17 protein-coding genes are annotated in these 20,735 nt (G+C 62.4%); 2 read left to right on the forward strand and 15 right to left on the reverse strand.

The window, feature by feature from the left end:
- Positions 1 to 46 precede the first annotated feature (46 nt).
- The 3 genes from FAZ69_RS01725 to FAZ69_RS01735 form a co-directional block, all read right to left on the reverse strand.
- Positions 47 to 1,465: a cytochrome ubiquinol oxidase subunit I gene (locus FAZ69_RS01725; protein WP_136892204.1), complete on the reverse strand. Its 1,419-nt coding sequence runs from the start codon at positions 1,463 to 1,465 to the stop codon at positions 47 to 49.
- A 492-nt stretch (positions 1,466 to 1,957) separates the two neighbouring features.
- The gene (locus FAZ69_RS34170; protein WP_136892500.1) at positions 1,958 to 2,332 is read right to left on the reverse strand and encodes a 4-oxalocrotonate tautomerase; all 375 of its coding nucleotides are present in this window, start codon (positions 2,330 to 2,332) and stop codon (positions 1,958 to 1,960) included.
- Positions 2,214 to 2,990: a class II aldolase/adducin family protein gene (locus tag FAZ69_RS01735; RefSeq protein ID WP_136892205.1), complete on the reverse strand. Its 777-nt coding sequence runs from the start codon at positions 2,988 to 2,990 to the stop codon at positions 2,214 to 2,216. Before FAZ69_RS01735 ends, FAZ69_RS34170 begins: the two co-directional genes overlap by 119 nt.
- Positions 2,991 to 3,176: 186 nt before the next feature.
- Here FAZ69_RS01735 and FAZ69_RS01740 point away from each other — a divergent pair, with 186 nt between their 5' ends.
- Positions 3,177 to 3,746: a putative glycolipid-binding domain-containing protein gene (locus FAZ69_RS01740; RefSeq protein ID WP_136892206.1), complete on the forward strand. Its 570-nt coding sequence runs from the start codon at positions 3,177 to 3,179 to the stop codon at positions 3,744 to 3,746.
- 76 nt (positions 3,747 to 3,822) lie between these two features.
- Here the strand turns inward: FAZ69_RS01740 and FAZ69_RS01745 are convergent, their stop codons facing one another.
- Both FAZ69_RS01745 and FAZ69_RS01750 read right to left on the reverse strand, forming a co-directional pair.
- On the reverse strand, positions 3,823 to 5,040 hold the full coding sequence (locus FAZ69_RS01745) for a multidrug effflux MFS transporter (RefSeq protein ID WP_136892207.1): 1,218 nt from the start codon (positions 5,038 to 5,040) through the stop codon (positions 3,823 to 3,825).
- Positions 5,041 to 5,054: 14 nt separating this feature from the next.
- Positions 5,055 to 6,617: an FAD/NAD(P)-binding protein gene (locus FAZ69_RS01750; protein ID WP_136892208.1), complete on the reverse strand. Its 1,563-nt coding sequence runs from the start codon at positions 6,615 to 6,617 to the stop codon at positions 5,055 to 5,057.
- 100 nt (positions 6,618 to 6,717) lie between these two features.
- Between FAZ69_RS01750 and pdxR the strand changes: the two genes are divergently transcribed.
- Entirely contained in the window at positions 6,718 to 8,217 is a 1,500-nt protein-coding gene (pdxR, locus tag FAZ69_RS01755; protein ID WP_136892209.1) for a MocR-like pyridoxine biosynthesis transcription factor PdxR, read from the forward strand.
- A 44-nt stretch (positions 8,218 to 8,261) separates the two neighbouring features.
- On the opposite strand, the gene FAZ69_RS01760 is transcribed toward pdxR, so the two are convergent.
- The 10 genes from FAZ69_RS01760 to FAZ69_RS01805 all read right to left on the reverse strand — a co-directional run bounded on the left by FAZ69_RS01760 (position 8,262) and on the right by FAZ69_RS01805 (position 20,649).
- A complete protein-coding gene (locus FAZ69_RS01760) occupies positions 8,262 to 9,563 on the reverse strand; it encodes an NAD(P)/FAD-dependent oxidoreductase (RefSeq protein WP_136892210.1) in 1,302 nt (433 codons plus the stop codon).
- Positions 9,563 to 10,855 (reverse strand): NAD(P)/FAD-dependent oxidoreductase, encoded by a 1,293-nt coding sequence (locus tag FAZ69_RS01765; protein ID WP_136892211.1) that lies wholly within the window; start codon positions 10,853 to 10,855, stop codon positions 9,563 to 9,565. Before FAZ69_RS01765 ends, FAZ69_RS01760 begins: the two co-directional genes overlap by 1 nt.
- Before the next feature lie 73 nt (positions 10,856 to 10,928).
- Positions 10,929 to 12,494, reverse strand: coding sequence for a DUF3138 family protein (locus FAZ69_RS01770; protein WP_136892212.1), 1,566 nt, complete (start codon positions 12,492 to 12,494; stop codon positions 10,929 to 10,931).
- A gap of 47 nt (positions 12,495 to 12,541) precedes the next feature.
- Positions 12,542 to 13,456 carry an ABC transporter permease subunit gene (locus tag FAZ69_RS01775; RefSeq protein ID WP_136892213.1) on the reverse strand — a complete coding sequence of 305 codons (915 nt, stop codon included), beginning with the start codon at positions 13,454 to 13,456 and terminating at the stop codon, positions 12,542 to 12,544.
- Positions 13,453 to 14,424, reverse strand: a complete 972-nt coding sequence (locus FAZ69_RS01780) for an ABC transporter permease subunit (RefSeq protein ID WP_136892214.1) — start codon at positions 14,422 to 14,424, stop codon at positions 13,453 to 13,455. The genes FAZ69_RS01775 and FAZ69_RS01780 overlap by 4 nt, the downstream gene beginning before the upstream one ends.
- Positions 14,421 to 15,596 (reverse strand): ABC transporter ATP-binding protein, encoded by a 1,176-nt coding sequence (locus FAZ69_RS01785; protein ID WP_240702062.1) that lies wholly within the window; start codon positions 15,594 to 15,596, stop codon positions 14,421 to 14,423. Before FAZ69_RS01785 ends, FAZ69_RS01780 begins: the two co-directional genes overlap by 4 nt.
- 197 nt (positions 15,597 to 15,793) lie before the next feature.
- Complete coding sequence (locus FAZ69_RS01790; protein ID WP_136892215.1) at positions 15,794 to 16,927, reverse strand: polyamine ABC transporter substrate-binding protein; 1,134 nt, start codon at positions 16,925 to 16,927, stop codon at positions 15,794 to 15,796.
- An 83-nt stretch (positions 16,928 to 17,010) separates the two neighbouring features.
- On the reverse strand, positions 17,011 to 18,444 hold the full coding sequence (locus tag FAZ69_RS01795; RefSeq protein ID WP_136892216.1) for an aspartate aminotransferase family protein: 1,434 nt from the start codon (positions 18,442 to 18,444) through the stop codon (positions 17,011 to 17,013).
- Positions 18,445 to 18,481: 37 nt separating this feature from the next.
- Positions 18,482 to 19,816, reverse strand: coding sequence for a glutamine synthetase family protein (locus FAZ69_RS01800; RefSeq protein ID WP_136892217.1), 1,335 nt, complete (start codon positions 19,814 to 19,816; stop codon positions 18,482 to 18,484).
- A gap of 38 nt (positions 19,817 to 19,854) precedes the next feature.
- Entirely contained in the window at positions 19,855 to 20,649 is a 795-nt protein-coding gene (locus tag FAZ69_RS01805) for a gamma-glutamyl-gamma-aminobutyrate hydrolase family protein (RefSeq protein ID WP_136892218.1), read from the reverse strand.
- Positions 20,650 to 20,735 lie beyond the last annotated feature (86 nt).

Consider the following 20,735-nt stretch of genomic DNA (forward strand, 5'->3'; position numbering starts at 1 on the left):
TGCAGGGGGTTCGTGAGGTTCTTCACGCTTGTCGCAGCGCTCGTGCTCATGCGTCGATCAACTGCTTGGGCGCAGGAAGCGGTTCTCGCTTGGGACGTTTCGGCGCGTCGAGCGGCGTGTCGCGCTCCGTTTCCCGGTCCGCGGGTGGCAGCGTCGGGCCGTGCTTCATCAGCTTCAGCAGGTAGTAGACGCCGGTGCCGAACACGAGGAAGTAGACGACCACGAACGCCATCAGCGAAATGCCGACCTGCTGAGCGGTAAGCGGCGACACGGCCTGCGCTGTGCGCATCACGCCATACACGACCCACGGCTGGCGGCCGACTTCGGTCGTGACCCAGCCCGCCAGCAGCGAAATGAATCCGGTCGGCCCCATCGCGATCACGAAGCGGTGGAACCACTTGGCGTCGAACAGCCGTCCTCGACGGCGCAGCCACCAGGAAAGCACGGACATGAGGATCATCAGCATGCCGAGCCCCGCCATGATGCGAAAACTCCAGAACACTACCGTCGAGTCAGGCCGATCCTCTTTGGGAAATTCCTTCAGGCCGCGAATCTCGCCGTCCCAGCTATGCGTGAGGATCAAGCTGCCGAGGTGTGGAATCGACACGGCGTAGCGCGTGGTTTCCGCGTCCATGTCGGGGATGCCGAACAGATTCAGAGCGGTGCCGCCTTTCTCGGTCTCCCAAAGGCCTTCGATTGCAGCGATCTTCGCGGGCTGATACTGGCGTGTGTTCAAGCCATGCTGATCACCGACGAATGCCTGGATCGGCGTGAGAATCAGGAGTAGCCACAGCGCCATCGAAAACATCTTCTTGATCGCCGGATCGCGCCGCCCTTTGAGCAAATGCCATGCACCTGTTGCAGCCACGACGAGTGCGGCGACGATGAAGGCGGCAAGCGCCATATGAGTGAGACGGTAAGGGAACGACGGGTTGAAGATGATCTTGAACCAGTCGAGCGGGACCACGTGGCCGTTGGCGATCGTGAAGCCTTGCGGCGTTTGCATCCAGCTATTCGATGCGAGAATCCAGAACGTCGAGATCAGCGTGCCGATCGCGACCATGAGTGTCGCCGCGAAATGCGCGCGCGGGCCGACGCGTTTCCAGCCGAACAGCATGATGCCGAGGAAACCCGCTTCGAGGAAGAACGCGGTCATCACTTCGTACGCGAGGAGCGGTCCGGTGATCGGACCTGCGAACTTCGAGAAGCCGGCCCAGTTGGTGCCGAACTCATAGCTCATGACGACGCCGGATACGACGCCCATGCCGAAAGCGACGGCAAAGATCTTCGACCAGAACAAGCACAGGTCTTTGTAGTAAGCCTTGCCGGTTTTGAGCCAGCGCCATTCGAGCACCGCGATGAAGCTGGCGAGGCCGATGCTGAGCGCCGGAAAGACGATGTGGAATGAAACGGTGAAGGCGAACTGAATGCGCGCCAGTTCGAATGCGCTGAGTGCGGGTTCCATAAGCTTGAAAGCAGAAGTTGACCACGCGCGTCGGCCGTTGCCGGTGCGCACTGCGCTTTGCCATGCAGATGGACGCAAGGGTAGAGCGGCGAAGCGAAGGTTGCTGCACTGCGTTTTGTCGCTTTAAGCCGAGTCGTCAATGATTCACATCAAAATTTGAGATTTAAGTCTCTGATGTGCAATGAATTGCCAACATGTGTTTTGATAGGTGTCAATTGACTGATGCTTGAAAAGTGCGGCAATCGACCGCGCAGCAGCATACGTCGAGTTGCGCTTGTCTTGCGAATTGCTTTCTTGATGCTTCCGCTAAGCGCACAACCAGCGCTTAGCGGGCGTCAATTGAACGGTGTGCTTGGCCTCCGTCGCGGCGCGGACGGATTCGGATGGGGGCCGATCCCTTTTGCGCGGTCATTTCGGACAATTGCCGTGAAAAGCGGTGTTTCCGTGCTTGGCTGCCAAGTTGCGTTGGCAACCTTCTGCGAAGGGAAGCGCTTAGACCGACGGCTCGGGATCGGACCACAGGCGCCCCGCGGTCGCCCAGTTTTCGCGCTTGACGTCGGTCAGGATGATGTCGACGGAGCTGGCTTCGCAGTCGAGCGTTTCGCACGTCACGCGGGTAATGGCCTCGACGAATTTGCGTTTTTGCTCGATGCTTCGGCCTTCGAACAGTTCGATATGAAAGGTTGGCATTGGGTTGCTCCTCGGCGATTGGTGGGAAGAATGGGAGGGTAGTGTGCCTGCGCCGCGCTCAGTCGCGATAAGACGTATCGATTCGATCGATCTTGCGCAAAAGCGCGGGCCATTCGAGCGCGCCTTCGATCGCGCCGCCGTCGAGCAACTGCTCGGCGGCGCGCTTGGCGATCGTATCGTCTGGCACGACGAGGTAGTTCTTGCTGGCTTGCGCCTGGATCTGGATTTCACAGGCCTTGATAAGCGTGGCCATCAGTACGTAAGCTTCCGCGACGGTGCGGCCCACGGTCAGCGTGCCGTGATTGCGCAACAGCATCGCCGGTTTGCCGCCGAGGTTCGCGACGAGCCGCGTGCCTTCGGCCGGCGTGAACGCGAGCCCTTCGTAGTCATGGTAGGCAAGCTGGCCGTAGAAACGCAGCGCATGCTGCGAGGCGGGCAGCAGGCCTTCACGCTGCGCGGACACGGCAATTCCAGCGGTATTGTGCAGATGCATCACGCAAAAGGCGTCGGTGCGCGCGGCATGTACGGCCGCATGCAGCGCGAAGCCTGTTGCATTGACCGGATGCTCGCTCTCGCCGACGATGTTGCCCTCGATGTCGATTTTCACGAGATTCGAGGCGCACACTTCATTGAAAGCGAGCCCGAAGGGATTGATCAGGAAATGGCCTGGCTCGCCCGGCACGCTCGCGGAAATATGCGTGTATATGAGGTCGTCCCATTGGTTGAGGGCGGCGAGGCGGTAGGCGGTGGCAAGGTCGAAGCGGGTCTGCTGCTCGGCAACGGAGAGAGGGCCGGAGGCGGCGATCCGGCGCTTGGGCGCGTGAGTGAATGACATGTTCGTTTCCTTCGAGTGCAGGAAGGTGGCGTGAAGCGCACGACCGGGTTGCTTGCCGAGGTTCTCAGTATGCCCCAGCTCATCGTGCGGGCACACGCCGCTTGTGAGCCGCGAGCATAGGGCAGAAGCGGTGTGCGCTACATGCTCGCGCGTTGATAGCGGCTATTTCGAAGAGAGGCATTGCTCATGCGTGAACTGCGCTGGATATCGGAGGAGGGGGACGGCATTGAACATTTGGCGTTCGATGTGCGGGACGAATGTGTCGTGGCGGAGAGTGCGCTGATCGGCGAGCGCGAAGGGCATGCTTATGGGCTTTGCTACCGCATCGATTGCGATGCGCAAGGATGCGCGCGGCACGCATTCGTGCGGGTGATGGGTGGCCAAAATCTCGAACTGCATAGCGATGGCGCGGGCCATTGGCGCGACGGCAACGGTCTGGCGTTGGCACACCTCGATGGTTGCATCGACGTCGATATTGCCGCGACGCCGTTCACCAATACGTTGCCGATTCGCCGCCTGAAGCTCGCGCAAGGAGAGCGTGCGCAGCTCGATATGGCATACATCTCGACGCCTGATCTTCAAGTGACACGCATGCGGCAAGCCTATATCTGCATTGAGCCGGACCGCGAATATCGCTATGAAAACGTTGATTCGGATTTTGCGGCCAATCTGAAAGTCGACGAGGATGGTCTGGTGATCGACTATCCGACTCTCTTTACGCGCGTGCGGGCTGCTGAGGATGCACAAAAAATCTAGTCGTTCGTTGGCAGCCGCTTTTGTGTGCGTGATTTTCGATGTCGTAGCCGTGACATGTTCGTGGCGCCACCGCACGTCAGGATCTGCTGGCGATGCTTCCGCCAGCAGCGACGCTTCGCGAACGCAAGCCGGCGAACACGATAAAGAACGCGATACTGGCACCGACGGTCAGTGAGATCATCGGTTGCGCGGAGCCGTTTGCCAGCCCGCTCAACAAGCCGCCGCAGATCGCGGTGATCGCCATCTGGATGAAGAAGAACAGGCCGGATGCGGTGCCGGCGATGTGTGTGAACGGTTGCAGAACGGCGAACTGGCAGGCTGGAATCGCGATGCCCACGGACAGCATGATGGTGAACATCGGCACTACGATCGACCACGCGGACAGCGGCGCGACCGCCGCCGCCCCCCACAGTGCGGCTGCGCCACCTAGATTGATGATGGCGGCGCACGCGATCACGCCGTCGGTCGGCCACCGCCCGCTCGTGCGGCGAAAGACGGCCGACCCGATCAGATAGCCGAGCACGGTGACGCCGAAAATTGCTGCGTAGACCTGGCCGGACACGTGCAGTTGCCGCTGGAACAGCGTCGAGGATTCAGCAACGAATGGGAAGTACGTGCAATAGATGAAGCTAATCGCAAGTGAGTAGCGCAGGAAGCTGCGGTCGCGTAGCAGCGTAGCGTAGGTACTCACGAGACTTTCGCGGCGCGAGTTTGCCACTGCGGGCGCGCGCGTCTCGGGCAGATGGCGGCACACCATCAACAGCGCGGTGAGTCCGGCCACCCCAAGCAGCGCGAACACGCCACGCCAGCCAAGCCACTGTGCGACGAAGCTACCTGCGAGCGGCGCAACGACGGGCGATAGCGCCATGCCTGCCGAGATGCTGCTGAGCATCGCCGCCTGAATACCGGTTGGAAAGCGTTCGCGAACGATCACGCGGCCGATCACGGTGCCGCTACATCCGCCGAGCGCCTGGAAGATTCGCGCGACGACGATCGCCGACACGCTGGTCGACAGCGCACACGCGGCAGTCGCACACAAATATACGAGTAGTCCGCCGACAAGCACAGGCCGGCGTCCATGGCGATCAGACAACGGCCCCGCGATCAGCATCGACAGGGCGTATCCGACCATGTACATGGTCAGCGTCAACTGGAGCTGCGCGTCGGTGCCGTGCAACGCATCCGCCATCGCCGGCAAGGAAGGGAGATACGCGTCTATCGTGACGCGCGGCAGACAAACAACCAGCATCAGCAGCACGAGCCATGCTCGCTGCGATAAAGTCTTCTCGTTCATTCTCTTGGCGACTCTCATGAAAGTGCGATGTTTCGGCTGGCTGGACGCAGCGCGAGATCTTCCTCGGACAATGACGACGCGAGATCGGCAGCGATCTTGCGCGCGCGTTTTGCGACCATTTCGAGCGAACTCACGAAGAAGTAGGTCCCCGACGTGAGATGGCCGAGCGCGCGAAACTGCCAGTCCGGCTCGCCATCGCTGTCGAGCAACGCGCCGGTATCGAAGTCGACCCGCAGGCCGCCTCGAGGGTCTGGGCTCGCGAGTCCGTCCTGTAGCAATTGCCAGCCAAGCGGGGAATCGTCCGGGCCCTCGACATACCTGGCCGAACCGGTCGCGTTGATGACACAGTCGTAGGTTTCGCGCGAAGTCGTGTCGACACGCGTCATCGCGAGATGCGATGGGTCCGTCCGGTCGAACATGACCGGCGTCTTGACAAGCTTCAGCTGGCCGTCGTCGAGCATGCGCGCAAGCAGCCGTGCATTCTCCAGCGGCATTGGCGCGCGACGCGTCAACCACTGACGCGCGAAACGTTCGAGTACGATGAACTGGCCGCGCGCGTCGAGCGCGTGCCAAGCGTCCTCGACGATGTCGTTGGTCGCCACCAGGATCGTTTGCCACGGGCGTTCACGATCGGCGTGCGCGATTTCGTCACCCAGCAGGTCCCGTGCGTTGTCCGTCCGCGCGAAGAGTTCCCGCCAGTCCGTACCGGCCGCCCGAAATTCAGCGCGGAGCAGCCGACCGAGCGCACGCAGTGAAATCTTCCGGGTGCCGTCCGCGGTCAACGCACGGAGCCTCTCCTGCGTGATGAAGCGCAGCGGCCTATGCGGTGCCTGCCGGCCCTTGACATAGGGAAGCGTCCCGGTTGGAGACATCATGTGAATCTCCACGTCGCGATTGGTGTTGTAGAGACTGATCGCGACGTCGACAGCGGTTAGGCCCGCACCGAGAATGCAAATCCGCTTCGAGTTGCCGAGCCGCGCGAGCAGCGGCGCCAATGGATAGGGGTGCGGCACATAGCACGCGTGCCCGGACAATCGGTAGATATCGCGCTGGCTGATGTTCCCGATTGCTAGCACTACGATGTCGGCCTCGTAAGAGTCGGAACCGGCAATCAGCTGATAGCGGGTATCGCGTTTGATTTTGCGGACTTCATGCGGAACGATGTCGATCGCCAGCCCCTTGCGCTGTGCGACCGTCGCCGTCTCCTGAAAGAAGTCGCGCAGGTACCGGCCGAACAATGCTCGCGGCACGTAAGTGGCAGACAGATCCCGCTTCGTCAGTTCGTGTAGTCCGTCCTCGTGATGCGCCTTCCAGCGCATCCACGATGTGAACGTCGAGAAATCGCCAGCCGACACCGACATCGTCTCGACTGCGCGATTGAGCAGCAACGAATCGACATCATGCTGATAGGCGAGTCCCGGCCCGACGGACGGACGTGGCTCGAATAACCTGATTCGGACGTGCTGCGCGACCGACGGTTCGACCAAATTGGTTAGATGGTAGAGAAACGCCACGCTGGCCGCACCTCCGCCGACGACCCCAATCGTGAATCTCTCGTGATGTTTTGATGTGTTCAAGTTGCCCTCGGACTTATATTTGGATAATTGGCTGGCGGCAATTTAAGAACAATCTGGTATAAGCTGAAGGGCCATTTAAGAAATTTTGTAATGGACCACTATGCCACGGGGAAAGGCCTCAATTCCGCTCGATTTGCCACGTCCGCCAGGGCTGTCGGACGACACGCGATCGAAGCAGGAGTGCATCGCCGAAGCCATTCGAGACGCGATACTGAACCGGCTGCTGGCAGGTGACACCGCGCTACCGTCTACCCGGACGCTGGCCGAGCGATGGCGCGTAGCGCGCGGCACCGTTGAAGGCGCGTTCGATCGCTTGTGTTCGGAGGGGTATATCGTGCGGACGCGCGGCTCGGGCACTCGCGTTAGCGCGGTGGTGCCTGACACCTATCTTGCTTCGTCGGAGCAGGCGCAGAGGGCGCCCGTCCACGAGCGCAAAGACACCGTCGTTGCCTCGCGTGAGAGGCCATACCCCGCGGCGGAAAATGCCGCTCAGGCAGGCGTGCCCTTTATCGCCAGGCTGGCTGACCCGGATCTGCTGCGCATGCGCAGCTGGAGAAAACATGCCGGAATCGGGCTGACACGCGCTACGCCTGCCGATTTGAGCTCGACCTTACCGCAAGGCGACGGGCAGCTGCGTGAGCAGATCGCCGAGTATTTGCGCAAGTTTCGTGGCATTCCGTGCGGCGCTGATGACGTGTTCATCACGACCGGGATTCGGAATTCGATCGACCTGATCGCACGTGCAGTGTTGCGGCCAGGGAATGCTGTGCTGATTGAGGATCCCGGCTATTCGTCCGCGCAGCGGATCTTCGAGCTCGCGGGCGCGGCGACTATCGATATACCAGTCGACCGAGAGGGCATCGAAACCGCCGCACTGCCGCGGCGCAGCGACGTGGCGGCGGCATACGTGACGCCCGCGCATCAATCGCCGCTAGGCGTCACGATGTCCGTATCGCGTCGTCTGGAGCTGCTTGAGTGGGCGAGCCAGAGTCATGCGTGGATCATCGAGGACGATTACGACGGCGAATTCAGCTACCAGGCCGCGCCGTTGCCTGCGCTGAAGTCGCTGGACGTGCACGACCGTGTCGTCTATTGCGGGTCATTCAACAAGACATTGTTCTCCGGGTTGCGCGTCGGCTTTATGGTGTTGCCGGCCGAACTCAGGGTGCCCGTCGCTACGATTTGGCGCGTGACTGGCCGCTCGGTCGCAGTCGCCGAACAGCTCGCATTGGCGAGCTTCATCAGTAGCGGCGACTTTGCAAAACATCTGCGCGCGAGCCGACACGCGTACCTGCAGCGCCGCAACTCGGTGCTCCAACAATTGGCCCGGTATGGGAACGACCGGTATGCAATATCGGGGGAGCACGCGGGATTTCACTTCATGCTGTGGCTCGCGAATGGTGTTGATGATCGCGCGTTCGTCGCCCGTGCTGCCCAAGCGGGCGTCGCGCTGCAGCCGCTGAGCGCATTTACCAGGAAAGCGGTGCTTAGCTCCGGGGTCGTCGTTGGATATACCGCACTGACCATCGCGCAGGCGCTGCACGCAGGGAAGACGCTTGGGCATCTGCTCGCGCACACCGGTGACTGCGACGACGCATGACTTGGCGAATACAGCCCACGGCTACATGGATGTCGAATGTCGAATCAGAACAACTCGCGCACCCGGTGATAGAGCATTCCAAGCTCGAGCGCCGGGCCGCGCAGCGCCGATCCGCCGGGAAAGCGCGTGTGCCGCAGCTTCGCGAACAGATCGAATGCGGCTGTGTCGCCGGTGATTGCTTTCGCGACGACACGCCCCGCGATGCCGGTCAGCGCAACGCCATGTCCCGAGAACCCTTGCACGTAGAAATAGTTGGGATCGATCGCGCCGAAATCCGGTGCGCGATTGCGTGTGACGTCGACGAATCCGCCCCACGCATACTCGATGCGAACGCCGGATAGTTGAGGAAAGACGCCGATCATGCGCTTGCGGATATCGTCTGCGAGCTTGGCGGGCGACGCGCCGGTCGAACTCGCGCGTCCGCCGAACAGTACGCGGTGGTCGGCGGAGAGGCGGAAGTAGTCGAGGAAGAAATTGTTGTCGCAGATCGCGGCGCGGCTGGTGATCAACGCATCGGCGCGGGCCTGCCCGAGCGGTTCGGTCGCGACGATGTAAGACGCGATCGGTGCGATGCGCGCCGCAACGGGTGCAGGCAATACCGCGCCGAGCGTGGCATTCCCGGCTGCGACGACGAAGCGGCAGCGCACTTCGCCCGATGCGGTGCGCACGACGGGGCGCGCACCCCGCACGACTTCGAGCACCCGCGAATGCGCGAACAATTGGGCGCCTTCGCGGCGTGCGGCATCAGCGAGGCCGAGGCAGTATTTGAGCGGGTGCAGGTGACCTGAATGCGGATCGTGGACGCCCGCGATGTAGCGCTCGGAAGCGACACGCGCCTGCACGCCGTCGCGTTCGAGCCAGTCAAGGTGCGGGTAGCCCCAGCGTGCCGCCGACTCCATCCATGCGCGCAGATCCGGCACGCGCTTGGGTCTCGTCGCGACCGTCAGATAGCCCGCAGTGAAATCGCAATCGATGCCGTACTTGGCGATGCGCTCGCGTATCAGCGCGAGGCCGTCGATCGACATGGCCCACAGCGCCCGCACGCCTTCCAGGCCAAGTTGTTGCTCGATGACCTCGTCCTTCGCGAAGCCCACCAGCGCTTGCCCGCCGTTGCGGCCGGACGCGCCCCAACCTGGGCGATGCGCGTCGAGCACGGCGACGGTGAGGCCGCGTGCGCGGCATTCGAGCGCTGTCGACAGGCCCGCGAATCCCGCGCCGATCACGCAAACGTCGGCGTCGAGCGTGCCTTCGAGCACCGAGTCGTCGGCTGTGGGGCGCCGTGCGCTTGCTTCGTAATACGAGTGGCGCGCGAGTTCGTCCGCGCGCCTGTCGAGCGCTTGCGTCATCAAAGCCAATCCTTCATCCGATACCACGCCATTGCGAGCACGAGCGCCGGTGTGCGCAGCAATGCGCCACCCGGAAAATCGCGGTGCCGAATCTTACCGAACAAATCGAAGCGCGAGGCTTGCCCGTCGATCGCTTCGGCGATCAGCTTGCCGGCGAGCCCCGTCGTATTGACGCCATGACCGGAGAAGCCCTGCGCGAAATAGACCGTCGGCGACAGGCGTCCGAAGTGCGGTGCGCGGTTCATCGTGATGTCGACATAGCCGCCCCAGGCGTAGTCGATCTTCACGTCGGCGAGTTGAGGGAACGTTTTGAGCATGTCGCGGCGCATCGCCTGCGCGAGGTTGGGCGGCGCGAACGTCGAATAGCTGACCTTGCCGCCCCATAGCAGACGGCCGTCGGGAGCGGGGCGGAAATAGTCGAGCACGAAGCGGCTGTCGCACAGCGCCGCGCCTGCGGGCATCAGCGCTTGCGCGCGTTCGAGGCCGAGCGGTTCCGTGGCGATCACGTAAGTGCCGACCGGCATGATCTTGCGCGTGAGCTGCGGCGCGAGCGTTCCAAGGTAGGTGTTGCAGGCGAGCACGACGTATTGTGCGCGCACGCGGCCCTTGGCGGTCTCGACAAGGTGCTTGCCGTCCTCGTTGCCAATCGACGTCACGCAACTGTCTTCGAATATCTTCACGCCGGCTTTCTTGGCGGCGCGCGCGAGGCCGAGTGTGTAGTTGAGCGGGTGCAAATGGCCGCTGTCGGGGTCGTACAAGCCGCCGATATAGCGTGACGACTGAACGTATTCGTGCATCGCGTCGCGCTCGACATAACGCAGGCGGTCGTAGCCGAAGCGCTCTGCCGCGTCATCGCGCGCAGCACGTAATTCGTCGGTGTGACGTGGTTTGTTCGCTGCTGTCAGGTAGCCGATCCTCAAATCGCACTTGATGTCGTGCTTTGCAATGCGGTCTTTGACGATATCGATTGTTTCGAGCCCCATGTCCCAGACGCGCTTCACGTCGGCCGCATCGAGGTGGTTCGCGAATGCGTCGATTCCGCATGCGAAGCCCGCGATCAACTGTCCGCCGTTGCGCCCGCTCGCGGCCCAGCCGACCTTCGACGCTTCGAGCACCGCGACCGAGTGCCCGCGTTCCGCGAGATTGAGCGCGGTGCTGATGCCGGTGAGTCCGGCGCCGATCACGCAGACATCGACCGTGAGCGAATCGGCGAGGGGCGCGTGGCGGGTGGCGTCGTTGGCGGTAGCCGCGTAGTAGGACGCAACGTGAGGCTGGTTCGAGAATTTGAGCATAGGCAGGGAAAAGGGCGTGAGGCGGCGCGCGGTGAAACGTGCGCGGCGCCTCACGCCGCAACGGTGCAACGGGTTAGAACGAGTAGATGAACTGCGTGGCCAAGAGGTCGTTCGACTTCGCGTACGAGCCGTCGTTGCGCAGGAACACCGCATTGTTGGCCCAGTCGTGCCGGTATTCGACCTTCACGGTGATCTGCTGAGTCGGGTAGAACAGCAGGTCGAGCGTGACGTCCTGGCGATTTGCTCCCTTGCACTCGATGCCGTTGTCGGTCGAGTTCTGGAAACACGTGGTGCTGATGCCGAAGCCGTTGTACGGGTCACGGCCCTGGCTGTTCAACGCGATGCCACCGCCACCGCCGCCGTTCTTGCTGTCGACGAGCAGGTCGTATCGCAGCGTGGCGCCCATCCGTCCCAGGGCGGGTATGTTGAACTTGCGGTGCGCGAGCAGCGACAAGCCATACCATTGCGCTTGGCCGCCGTTGTACGCCGCATGCTGCTGCTGGCCGTAGTCGATTTCGGCGTTGTAGATCACGTCGGCCAGCGTGTAGGTCAGGTCCGCTTCGCCGAAGAGGAAGGTGCCGTATCCGCTGCTCGACAAGCCGCCGGGACCGTAGCCAGTCGCATTGCCGGCCGAGTCGAGCGTGGCGGCGAGTGTTTGGCGTCCGATGTTGAATGAGCCGCCGATGTCGAGTGCGCTCGACCACGTGTAGTCGGTGCGCGCGGTGAACGTCGGGATCTTGTTGCTCGATGTGATCGGGTCGTTGAATGAGTTCAAGCCGGTCTGCGTCACCGAGCCATAAGTGCGATATTGCTCGTTGCCGAGGAAGAACTTCCATGCCCATTGGCTGCTGCTGCTGGGCGTGTAATTCAAGCCAACGCCAACATAGCTGCCCGGGTCGGAGAAGTCGTAGAGCAGGCCGTGCGTGAGCGTCTGCATCTGGTTCGACTGCTGTACTTCGTAGCCGCCGAAGCTCGGGATCAGGCCCGCAACGAAGATACTGGTGCCCGAAAGCGGCACGTTGACCACGGCCGTGTTCAGGATATTGAGGCCGGTGCTGCCCTTCTCGTTCTGCAGCAGCGTGATGCCGTTGCCGCGGTTCGGCATCAGGGTGATTTCGGCGGACGGCGCCATCGGGCCGACGCCGAACGTCTTCTTGATGTCGAGGTAAAGATCGCCGAACGTGCTGTTGAAGTAGTTGTAGCTGTTTTCGTGGTTCGCGAACAAGAACGACGAACTGCTTTGCGCGCGGTTGAAAATGTAGGTCGGATCGATATAGCCCGTGACCGACAGGCCCGCGATCGGCCCGGTGTTGGCGGCGTCGGTCAGCGAATCGACCTTCAACTGCTGATTGGCGATCTGCTGCTTCATCGACGTGAGGTCGTCGTTGGTCAGCGTCGCCGTCGCCTTGCCGTAGTCCGGCGACGAGATGTCGACCGGTGCAGCGGGCGCGGCTGCCGCGGTGGCCGTGGCCCCCGCGCCCGCCGGCTTGGCCGCGACTTCGGCCTTGAGCTCCTTCACTTCCTTTTGCAGCGCTCTCAGCTCGGCCTGCAACGCCTTGATTTCCGCGCTCGTCGAGTCGGCAAACGCGAACCCCGGCATGCTGGCCGCCACCAGCATGCATATCAGTTTCTTCTGCATCCCAATTCTCCGTTTCAAGTCGTTTTGCAAAGGGTTTTCTTGGTGAATCAAGCCGTGCCGAGCGGTTCCGGCGTCTTGCGCGCCGTGGCCGTCTGCGCGATGTGCGGTTTCGTGTCGTCGTTGTCGAGTGCGGCGAACGCCATCTGCATGTCGCGCGCGCGCTTGCGTTCCTTCGCCTGCATCACCTGGTTCACCAGCACCACGCCGATTGTCACGAGCGTGATGAAGATGGTTGCGAGCGCATTCATTTCGGGGTTCAGGCCGAGGCGCACGCGCGAGAACACGACGAGCGGCAGAGTGGTCGAGCCCGGGCCGGACAGGAACGCCGACAATACGAGGTCGTCGACCGACAGCGTGAACGAGAGCAGCCACCCCGAGAGGATCGCCTGCGAGATCAGCGGCAGCGTGATCACGAAGAACACCTTGAGCGGCGTCGCGCCGAGGTCGAGCGCCGCTTCTTCAAGCGACTTGTTCATCTCCTTCACGCGCGACTGCACGATGATCGCCACGTACGAGACGCACAGCATCACGTGGCCGATCCACATCGTGACGACACCGCGCCCGTTCGGCCAGCCGATCATCTGCTGAAGCGCCACGAAAAGCAGCAGAAGCGAAATGCCCTGAATCACCTCGGGAATCACGAGCGGCGCATTGATCATGCCGGCGAACAGCGTGAAGCCGCGAAAGCGTCCGAAGCGGGCGAGCACGAAGCCGGCCCAGGTGCCGATCACGACCGACGCGCAAGCGGTCATCAGCGCGATCTTCAGCGAGAGCCATGCGGCGGCAAGAAGCTCGTCGTCCTTCAGCAGCGCGCCGTACCATTTGAGCGAGAAGCCCGACCACACAGTGACGAGCTTCGACTCGTTGAACGAGAACACGACGAGGCTGACGATCGGGATGTACAGGAACAGGAAGCCGACCGTGAGCACCGACGCCGACAAAGGTTTGCTTGGCTTGATCATTTGGTGCTCTCCAATTCCTTGACCTGGTAGTACTGGAACACGGCCATCGGCACGAGCAGCAGCACCACCATCGCGACCGTCACGGCGGAAGCCATCGGCCAGTCCATGTTGTTGAAGAACTCGTCCCACATCACGCGGCCGATCATCAGCGTGTCCGCGCCGCCGAGCAGTTCCGGAATCACGTACTCGCCGACCGCCGGAATGAAGACGAGCAAGCTGCCCGCGATGATCCCGTTCCTGGAGAGCGGCAGCGTGATGCGCGTGAACGCGGTCCAGGGCTTTGCGCCGAGATCGTAGGCGGCTTCCAGCAGCGTGAGGTCCATTTTCACGAGGTGCGCGTAAAGCGGCATCACCATGAACGGCAAGTACGAATAGACCATGCCGATATAGACGCCGATGTCGGTACGATAGAGCCGCAGCGGTTCGTGAATCAGGCCGATCGCCATCAGGAAGTGGTTGAGCAGGCCGTTGTCCTTCAGAATGCCGATCCATGCATAGACGCGAATCAGGAACGACGTCCAGAACGGCAGCATCACGCCCATCATCAAGAGGTTGCGCGTGGCCGGATTCGAACGGGCGATGTAGTACGCCATCGGATAGCCGATCAGCAGGCAGAAGAAGGTGGAGACTGCGGCCATCTTCAGCGAGCTGATGTAGGTGGCGATGTACAGGTCGTCTTGCATCAGGAACACGTAGTGCCCGAGCTGCAAGGCGAAGTGCACGACGCCGTCCTTGAGGCTGACGAGATCGTTGTACGGCGGAATGCCGAGTTGCTGATCCGCGAAGCTGATCTTCAGCACGAGGACGAACGGCACGGCGAAGAACACCGTGAGCCAGAGGAACGGTATGCCGATGACGGTCGAACGGCCCGAAGGCAGCAGGCGCGCGGCGAAGGCGCGCAGCGGCGCGAACAGCGTTCCGGCGTTGGCGTTCGCTGCGGGCAGGGAGGATGATGCGGGATTTCTCATTGCGTCACCACCACGCCGCTAGCGGGCGACCAGTAGACGAACACGTCGTCGTTGTAGGCGGGCGCACCGTCCTGCATGAGGTGCGAGCTGGAGAGATTCGATACGACGACCTTGCCGCTCGGCAGGCGCACGTGGTAGAGCGAATAGCTGCCCATGTAGGCGATATCCGTGACGACGCCGCGCGCCCAGTTGTGCGGCGCGCTCGGCCGCTCGCGCGACACGCGCACGCGCTCGGGGCGCACCGAGATGCCCACGGGCATGCCGAGCGGCCCGGTGATGCCGTGGCTCACGTACATGCGTGCTTCGAGATCTTCGCTTTCGACGAAGATGTGATCGGGCTCGTCCTCGACCACGACGCCTTCGAACAGGTTGGTCGAGCCGATGAACTCGGCGGAGAAGCGGCTATTTGGGAATTCGTAGACTTGCGAAGGTGAGCCGATCTGCACGATCTTGCCTTCGCTCATGACCGCGAGGCGGCTTGCCATCGTCATCGCCTCTTCCTGGTCGTGCGTGACCATCACGCAGGTCACGTCGACTTTCTCGATGATGTTGACGAGCTCGAGCTGCGTCTTCTGGCGGATCTTCTTGTCGAGCGCGGACATCGGCTCGTCGAGCAGCAACAGTTTCGGACGCTTGACGAGCGAGCGCGCAAGCGCGACGCGCTGCTGCTGTCCGCCCGACAATTGATGCGGCTTGCGGCCCGCGTACTTGCTCATCTGCACGAGTGCGAGCGCATCGGCGACGCGCTCCTTGATCTCGTTCTTCGGTGTGCCTTCCTGCTTGAGGCCGAACGCGACGTTGGCCTCGACCGTCATGTGCGGAAAGAGCGCGTACGACTGGAACATCATGTTGACGGGGCGCTTGTACGGCGGCAGCGTCGCGAGGTCTTCTCCGTCGACGTAGATCTTTCCCGAGGTGGCCGTCTCCAGGCCGGCGAGCATCCGCAGTAACGTCGACTTGCCGCAGCCGGAGCTGCCGAGCAGGGCGAACAGTTCGTTCTTCGCGATCGTCAGGTTGACGTTGTCGACGGCGGTGCTGTCGCCGAATTTCTTGACGACGTTTTCGATGCGAACGAACTCGTCCGATTTCGCGGCCTTCGTGAAAGCGGCGGGGGAATTGCGGGTCGATTGCGGCGCTTCGGGCGCCTTGATTGTTGAGGCTGTCGTATTCATGATCTAACCATTCCTTGCGAATCGCGGGCATGAGCGGTCCCGCGCGAGGCGCAAATGCGGCTCACAGGGTGTGCAGCGATCGAGAGAAACTTGGGGACTGCGCGAGCAGCTACGCCTGAGCGCGCAGATTGACTACCGTGATGCGACTTCGTGCAGGCGAGGGATCGAGCGACCCCTCGCCCGCGGCTGTCAGTGGATCAGTGGCCGGTTTTCAGTTGGGCCCAGAGGCGGTTTTCGAGGCGCAGAATGTCGGTCGGAATCGGCTTCATCAGCGTCATCTTCTTCAGCACGTCATCCGGCGGGTAGACGGTCTGGTCGCCCACCACCGCGGGCGTCACGTATTGGCGCGCGGCGTGGTTCGCGGTCGGATAGAACACCTCGTTCGTGATGGCCGCATTGACCTTCGGATCTTCGATGTAGTTGATCCATTTCATCGCGGCTTCAGGGTGAGGCGCGTCCTTCGGAATGACCATCACGTCGAACCACAGCAGGCCGCCTTCCTTCACGTTCTCGAACTTGACCTCATACGAACGCTTCGCCTCCATCGTGCGGCGGCGCGCGATGCCGACGTCGCCCGACCAGCCAAGCGCGACGCAGATGTCGTTGTTCGCGAGATCGTTGATGTAGCCCGACGAGTTGAACTGCGTGATGTAGGGGCGCACTTGCTTGAGCATCTGGAACGCGGCCTGATAGTCGCCGGGGTTCGTGCTGTTCGGGTCCTTGTGCATGTATTGCAATGCGGCCGCGAACACGTCCGCCGGCTGGTCGAGGAACGACACGCCGCAGCCCTTCAGCTTCGACAGGTTGGCCGGATCGAACACGAGCGCCCAGCTGTCGACGGGAGCGTTGTCGCCGAGCGCTTTCTTCACCGCCTGGACGTTGTAGCCGATGCCGTCGGTGCCGTAGGCCCAGGGCACGCCGTACTGGTTGCCCGGGTCGGCATCGGCAATCATCTTCATGAGCGTCGGGTCGAGGTTCGCCAGGTTCGGCAGCTTCGACTTGTCGAGCTTCTGGTAGACGCCTGCCTGGATCTGCTTCGCCATGTAGTTCGAGGTCGGCACGACGATGTCGTAGCCCGAGCTGCCCGCCAGCAGCTTCGCTTGCAGCGTGTCGTCGCTGTCGTAGTTGTCGTACTTCACGTGGATCGACGTTTCCTTTTCGAAGTTCGGAATCGTGTCCTTCGCAATGTAGTCCGACCAGTTGTACACGTTCAGTTCGGTGTCGGCAGCGAGCGCCGGCGTGGCGAGCGACGCGGACAAGCTCGTGATGGCTAGGAGAGCGGCCCCCGCGATGGCATGGCGAAGATGACGTCCTGGACAAATAACGCTCATGATGATTTTCCTTGGAGATGAAAACCCGGCGCGGGTGCGTTTTGCATGTGCGGTCGCCGCACCTGCGCCGGTCGGAACTGCCGTTACGAAAGACCCATTTGTTGAGCGGTGGCGTCGATGGCTTTCTTCGCCTTCGACACGATCTCGTCGATTTCGCCGCGCGTGATCACGAGCGGCGGCGAGAGCAGCATCCGGTCGCCGGTGGCGCGCATGATCAGGTTGCCGTTGAAGCAGAAGTCGCGGCAGATCGTGCCGACGTCGCCGCCGTTCGCGAAGCGCTTGCGCGCCTTCGGGTCTTCGGCGAGTTGCAAGCCGGCGACAAGCCCCGTGCCCGCGATCTCGCCGATGATCGGGTGATTGGCGAACGTTTCGCGCAACAGCTTCTGGAAGTACGGCCCCGTGTCGGTCTTCACGCGCTCGACGATCTTCTCGTCGCGCAGGAGCTTGAGGTTCGCGACCGCGACTGCCGCCGCCACGGGGTGGCCCGAATAGGTGAGGCCGTGGTTGAACTCACCGTTCTCGACGATGACTTTCGCGACGCGGTCATGCAGCGCGACGGCGCCCATCGGCACATAACCGCTCGTCAGGCCCTTCGCCAGCGTCATCAGGTCCGGCTCGAAACCGAAGTGCTGATGGGCGAACCATTCGCCGGTGCGGCCGAACCCGCCGATCACTTCGTCGGCGACGAGCAGGATGTCGTATTTGCGGCAGATGCGCTGGATTTCCGGCCAGTAGGTCGAGGCCGGGAAGATGACGCCGCCCGCGCCCTGGAACGGTTCGCCGATGAACGCCGCGACGTTTTCCGCGCCGAGCTCGAGAATCTTCGCTTCGAGCTGCTGCGCGCGAGCGAGCGCGAACTCTTCAGGCGTCAGGTTGCCTTCGGCTTCGCCGAAGAAGTAGGGCTGGTCGATATGGACGATGTGCTCGACCTTCGAGGGCATCTGCTCGTGCATATAGCCCATGCCGCCCAGCGTGCCGCCCGCGATGGTCGAGCCGTGATAGCCGTTCTTGCGCGAGATAACGTACTTCTTCGACGGCTTGCCTTGCGCGCTCCAGAACCGGTGGGCGATGCGAAGTACCGTGTCGTTGCCTTCCGAGCCGCTGTTGCAATAGAAGAAGTGATTGAACGGCGCAGGCGTGATCTCCGCGAGCAAGGCGGAGAGTTCGATGACGGGCGGGTGCGTCGTCTTGAAGAACGTGTTGTAGAAAGGCAGTTCCTGAATCTGCTGGTACGCGGCGTCAGCGAGCTCCTTGCGGCCGTAGCCGACGTTCACGCACCAGAGGCCGGCCATGCCGTCGATGATCTGGTTGCCGTCCGAATCCCACAGATAGACGCCCTTCGCTTTTGTGATCACACGGCTGCCCGTGCGATTGAGCGTGCCCATGTCCGAAAACGGGTGGATGTGGTGCGCGGCGTCGAGCGCGCGGTATTGCGCCGTGCTGCGCGCTTGGCGCGTCTCGCCGCTGGCGGGCGCGACAGGCTGAACGTAAGCGACTTCTTCGGTTCTGTAGTTCATGGTTCCTCCGATTGGTTTGCGCTTGCGCGTCCTTGTTTCAGACGTGCAGCAGCAAATGTCTGCGTTCCCACGAACTGATGACGCGGAAGAACGCTTGGTATTCGGTTTCCTTCAGCGCGAGGTAGGCTTTCACGAAGCGCTCGTCGAGGATGTCCGCGAGCGGTTCGCATGCGCCCATCAACGTCAGGCCTTCTTCGAGATTGCGCGGCAACTGGTAGGGCAGCTCGTAGCCGTCGGTCGCAAGCGGCTCGGTCGGCGCGAGCTTTTGCGTCATGCCGAGGTAACCGGCGGCGAGTGTCGCGGCAATCGCAAGGTACGGATTGCAGTCCACGCCCGGAATGCGGTTCTCGACGCGCCGCGCGGCGGGCGACGAGTGCGGCACGCGAAAGCCGACGGTGCGATTGTCGTAACCCCACGCCACGTTGATCGGCGCGGCCATGAAGCGCGACAGACGCCGGTAGGAATTGATGTACGGCGCGAAGATCGGCATCAGCGCTGGCGTGTACTTCTGCAAGCCGGCGATGTACGCATAGAACATTTCGGTCGGCGCGCCGTCGGCGCCGGTGAACAGGTTGCGGCCGGTCTCCTCGTCGACGAGGCTTTGGTGGACGTGCATGGCCGACCCCGGTTCGTTCTCCATCGGCTTCGCCATGAACGTCGCATACATGTGGTGCCGCAGCGCCGCTTCGCGCACGGTGCGCTTGAAGAGGAACACGCGGTCCGCGAGATTGAGCGGATCGCCGTGCAGGAAGTTGATCTCCATTTGCGCCGCGCCGACTTCGTGAATCAGCGTGTCGACCTCGAGCTCCTGCACCTCGCAATACTCGTAGATGTCCTCGAAGAGAGGGTCGAATTCGTTGACCGCTTCGATGGAATACGCTTGCCGGCCGGTTTCCGCGCGGCCCGTACGGCCGACCGGCGGTTGCAGCGGCAGGTCGGGATCCTTGTTCATGTCGACCAGGTAGAACTCGAGCTCTGGTGCGACAACGGGCTTCCAGCCACGGCTCTTGTACAGTTCCAGCACGCGGCGCAGCACGCGGCGCGGCGAGATCGCGACGGGCGAGCCGTCGAAGTGCACGCAGTCGTGAATCACTTGCGCGGTCGGATCGACGGCCCAGGGAATGATGCGGATCGTCGACGGATCGGGTACGCACACCATATCGGGATCGGTGACGCCGGTGAAGCTGCCGTCTTCCGGATAGTCGCCGGTCACGGTTTGGATCATCACGGCCTGAGGCAGCCGCATCGATTCGCCGGATTCGAACTTGTTGCGCGGAATGATCTTGCCGCGCGCGATTCCGGCCATGTCGGGGATGATCGCCTCGATCTCGGTGATGCGGTGTTTCTTCAGAAATTCATCGATGTCTTGCATGATTGTTCTCTTGGCAGAGTTGTGCGCGGACCGGCTTCTTAGCGGCGTGCTGCTGCGGCGAGCGCCGCATTCAGGCCGGCCCTGGTGCGCATTCGATCGCGGCAGGCGGCGCCGAATGCACGGAAGATCGCGTTCGAGAGCGGGTCGTCCGCCTGCTTCCACTCCGGGTGCCATTGCAGGCCCAGGGCGAAAGCCGGTGCGTCCTTCACGCTGATCGCTTCGATCAATCCGTCCGGCGCGACGGCTTCGGCAAGCAAGCCGTCTCCCAGCCGCTCGACGCCTTGGCCGTGCAGGGAATTCACGCGCGCTTCGAGCGCACCGCCGGAAAGGCGGTTCAGCAATCCGCCGGAGCTCAGGCGAACCGCGTGCGAAGGCGCGTATTGCACGTCCAGTGCGTCGTCTTTGTTCTCGCGGTGGTCGTTGTAGCCTTCCACCTCGTGAACCCTTTGATGCAGCGTTCCTCCGAAGACCACGTTCATTTCCTGAAAGCCGCGGCAGATCGCGAGCACCGGCACGCCGGCATCGATCGCCGCGCGCATCAGCGGCAGCGTCGTCGCGTCGCGCGCCGGGTCGTGCAGCGTGCCCGGCGCGCTGGCCGCGCCGCCGTAGCGGTGTGGCTCGACATTCGAATACGCGCCGGTGAAGAGCAGCCCGTCGACCGTCGCCAGCACGTCGTCGGCCGATTGCTTCGCGCCGAGGGCAGGCAGCAGCATCGCCAGTGCGTCGGAGCCGTCGACGATAGCGGCAATGTATTTCTCGCCGGTCACGTGCGACGGATGCGATCCCATCATGGTCCTGTCGGCGGTAATGCCCACTAGCGGTTTATTTCGCATGGCTAACAGTGATTTTCAGTGGCCGCGAAAAGCGGCATCGCAAAACGTTCGCGTCGGACGGCGGCACGCCGCGGCTTTGTACGGAC

The organism is Trinickia terrae (assembly GCF_005144415.1).
GTDB lineage: Bacteria > Pseudomonadota > Gammaproteobacteria > Burkholderiales > Burkholderiaceae > Trinickia_A > Trinickia_A terrae.

What these genes read in the sequence shown, in the direction of transcription:
- FAZ69_RS01725 (WP_136892204.1), bottom strand. Translation starts at nt 1,465, where the DNA reads ATGGAACCCGCACTCAGCGCATTCGAACTGGCGCGCATTCAGTTCGCC.
- FAZ69_RS01735 (WP_136892205.1), bottom strand. Translation starts at nt 2,990, where the DNA reads ATGTCATTCACTCACGCGCCCAAGCGCCGGATCGCCGCCTCCGGCCCT.
- FAZ69_RS01740 (WP_136892206.1), top strand. Translation starts at nt 3,177, where the DNA reads ATGCGTGAACTGCGCTGGATATCGGAGGAGGGGGACGGCATTGAACAT.
- FAZ69_RS01745 (WP_136892207.1), bottom strand. Translation starts at nt 5,040, where the DNA reads ATGAACGAGAAGACTTTATCGCAGCGAGCATGGCTCGTGCTGCTGATG.
- pdxR (WP_136892209.1), top strand. Translation starts at nt 6,718, where the DNA reads ATGCCACGGGGAAAGGCCTCAATTCCGCTCGATTTGCCACGTCCGCCA.
- FAZ69_RS01760 (WP_136892210.1), bottom strand. Translation starts at nt 9,563, where the DNA reads ATGACGCAAGCGCTCGACAGGCGCGCGGACGAACTCGCGCGCCACTCG.
- FAZ69_RS01765 (WP_136892211.1), bottom strand. Translation starts at nt 10,855, where the DNA reads ATGCTCAAATTCTCGAACCAGCCTCACGTTGCGTCCTACTACGCGGCT.
- FAZ69_RS01770 (WP_136892212.1), bottom strand. Translation starts at nt 12,494, where the DNA reads ATGCAGAAGAAACTGATATGCATGCTGGTGGCGGCCAGCATGCCGGGG.
- FAZ69_RS01775 (WP_136892213.1), bottom strand. Translation starts at nt 13,456, where the DNA reads ATGATCAAGCCAAGCAAACCTTTGTCGGCGTCGGTGCTCACGGTCGGC.
- FAZ69_RS01780 (WP_136892214.1), bottom strand. Translation starts at nt 14,424, where the DNA reads ATGAGAAATCCCGCATCATCCTCCCTGCCCGCAGCGAACGCCAACGCC.
- FAZ69_RS01785 (WP_240702062.1), bottom strand. Translation starts at nt 15,596, where the DNA reads ATGAATACGACAGCCTCAACAATCAAGGCGCCCGAAGCGCCGCAATCG.
- FAZ69_RS01790 (WP_136892215.1), bottom strand. Translation starts at nt 16,927, where the DNA reads ATGAGCGTTATTTGTCCAGGACGTCATCTTCGCCATGCCATCGCGGGG.
- FAZ69_RS01795 (WP_136892216.1), bottom strand. Translation starts at nt 18,444, where the DNA reads ATGAACTACAGAACCGAAGAAGTCGCTTACGTTCAGCCTGTCGCGCCC.
- FAZ69_RS01800 (WP_136892217.1), bottom strand. Translation starts at nt 19,816, where the DNA reads ATGCAAGACATCGATGAATTTCTGAAGAAACACCGCATCACCGAGATC.
- FAZ69_RS01805 (WP_136892218.1), bottom strand. Translation starts at nt 20,649, where the DNA reads ATGCGAAATAAACCGCTAGTGGGCATTACCGCCGACAGGACCATGATG.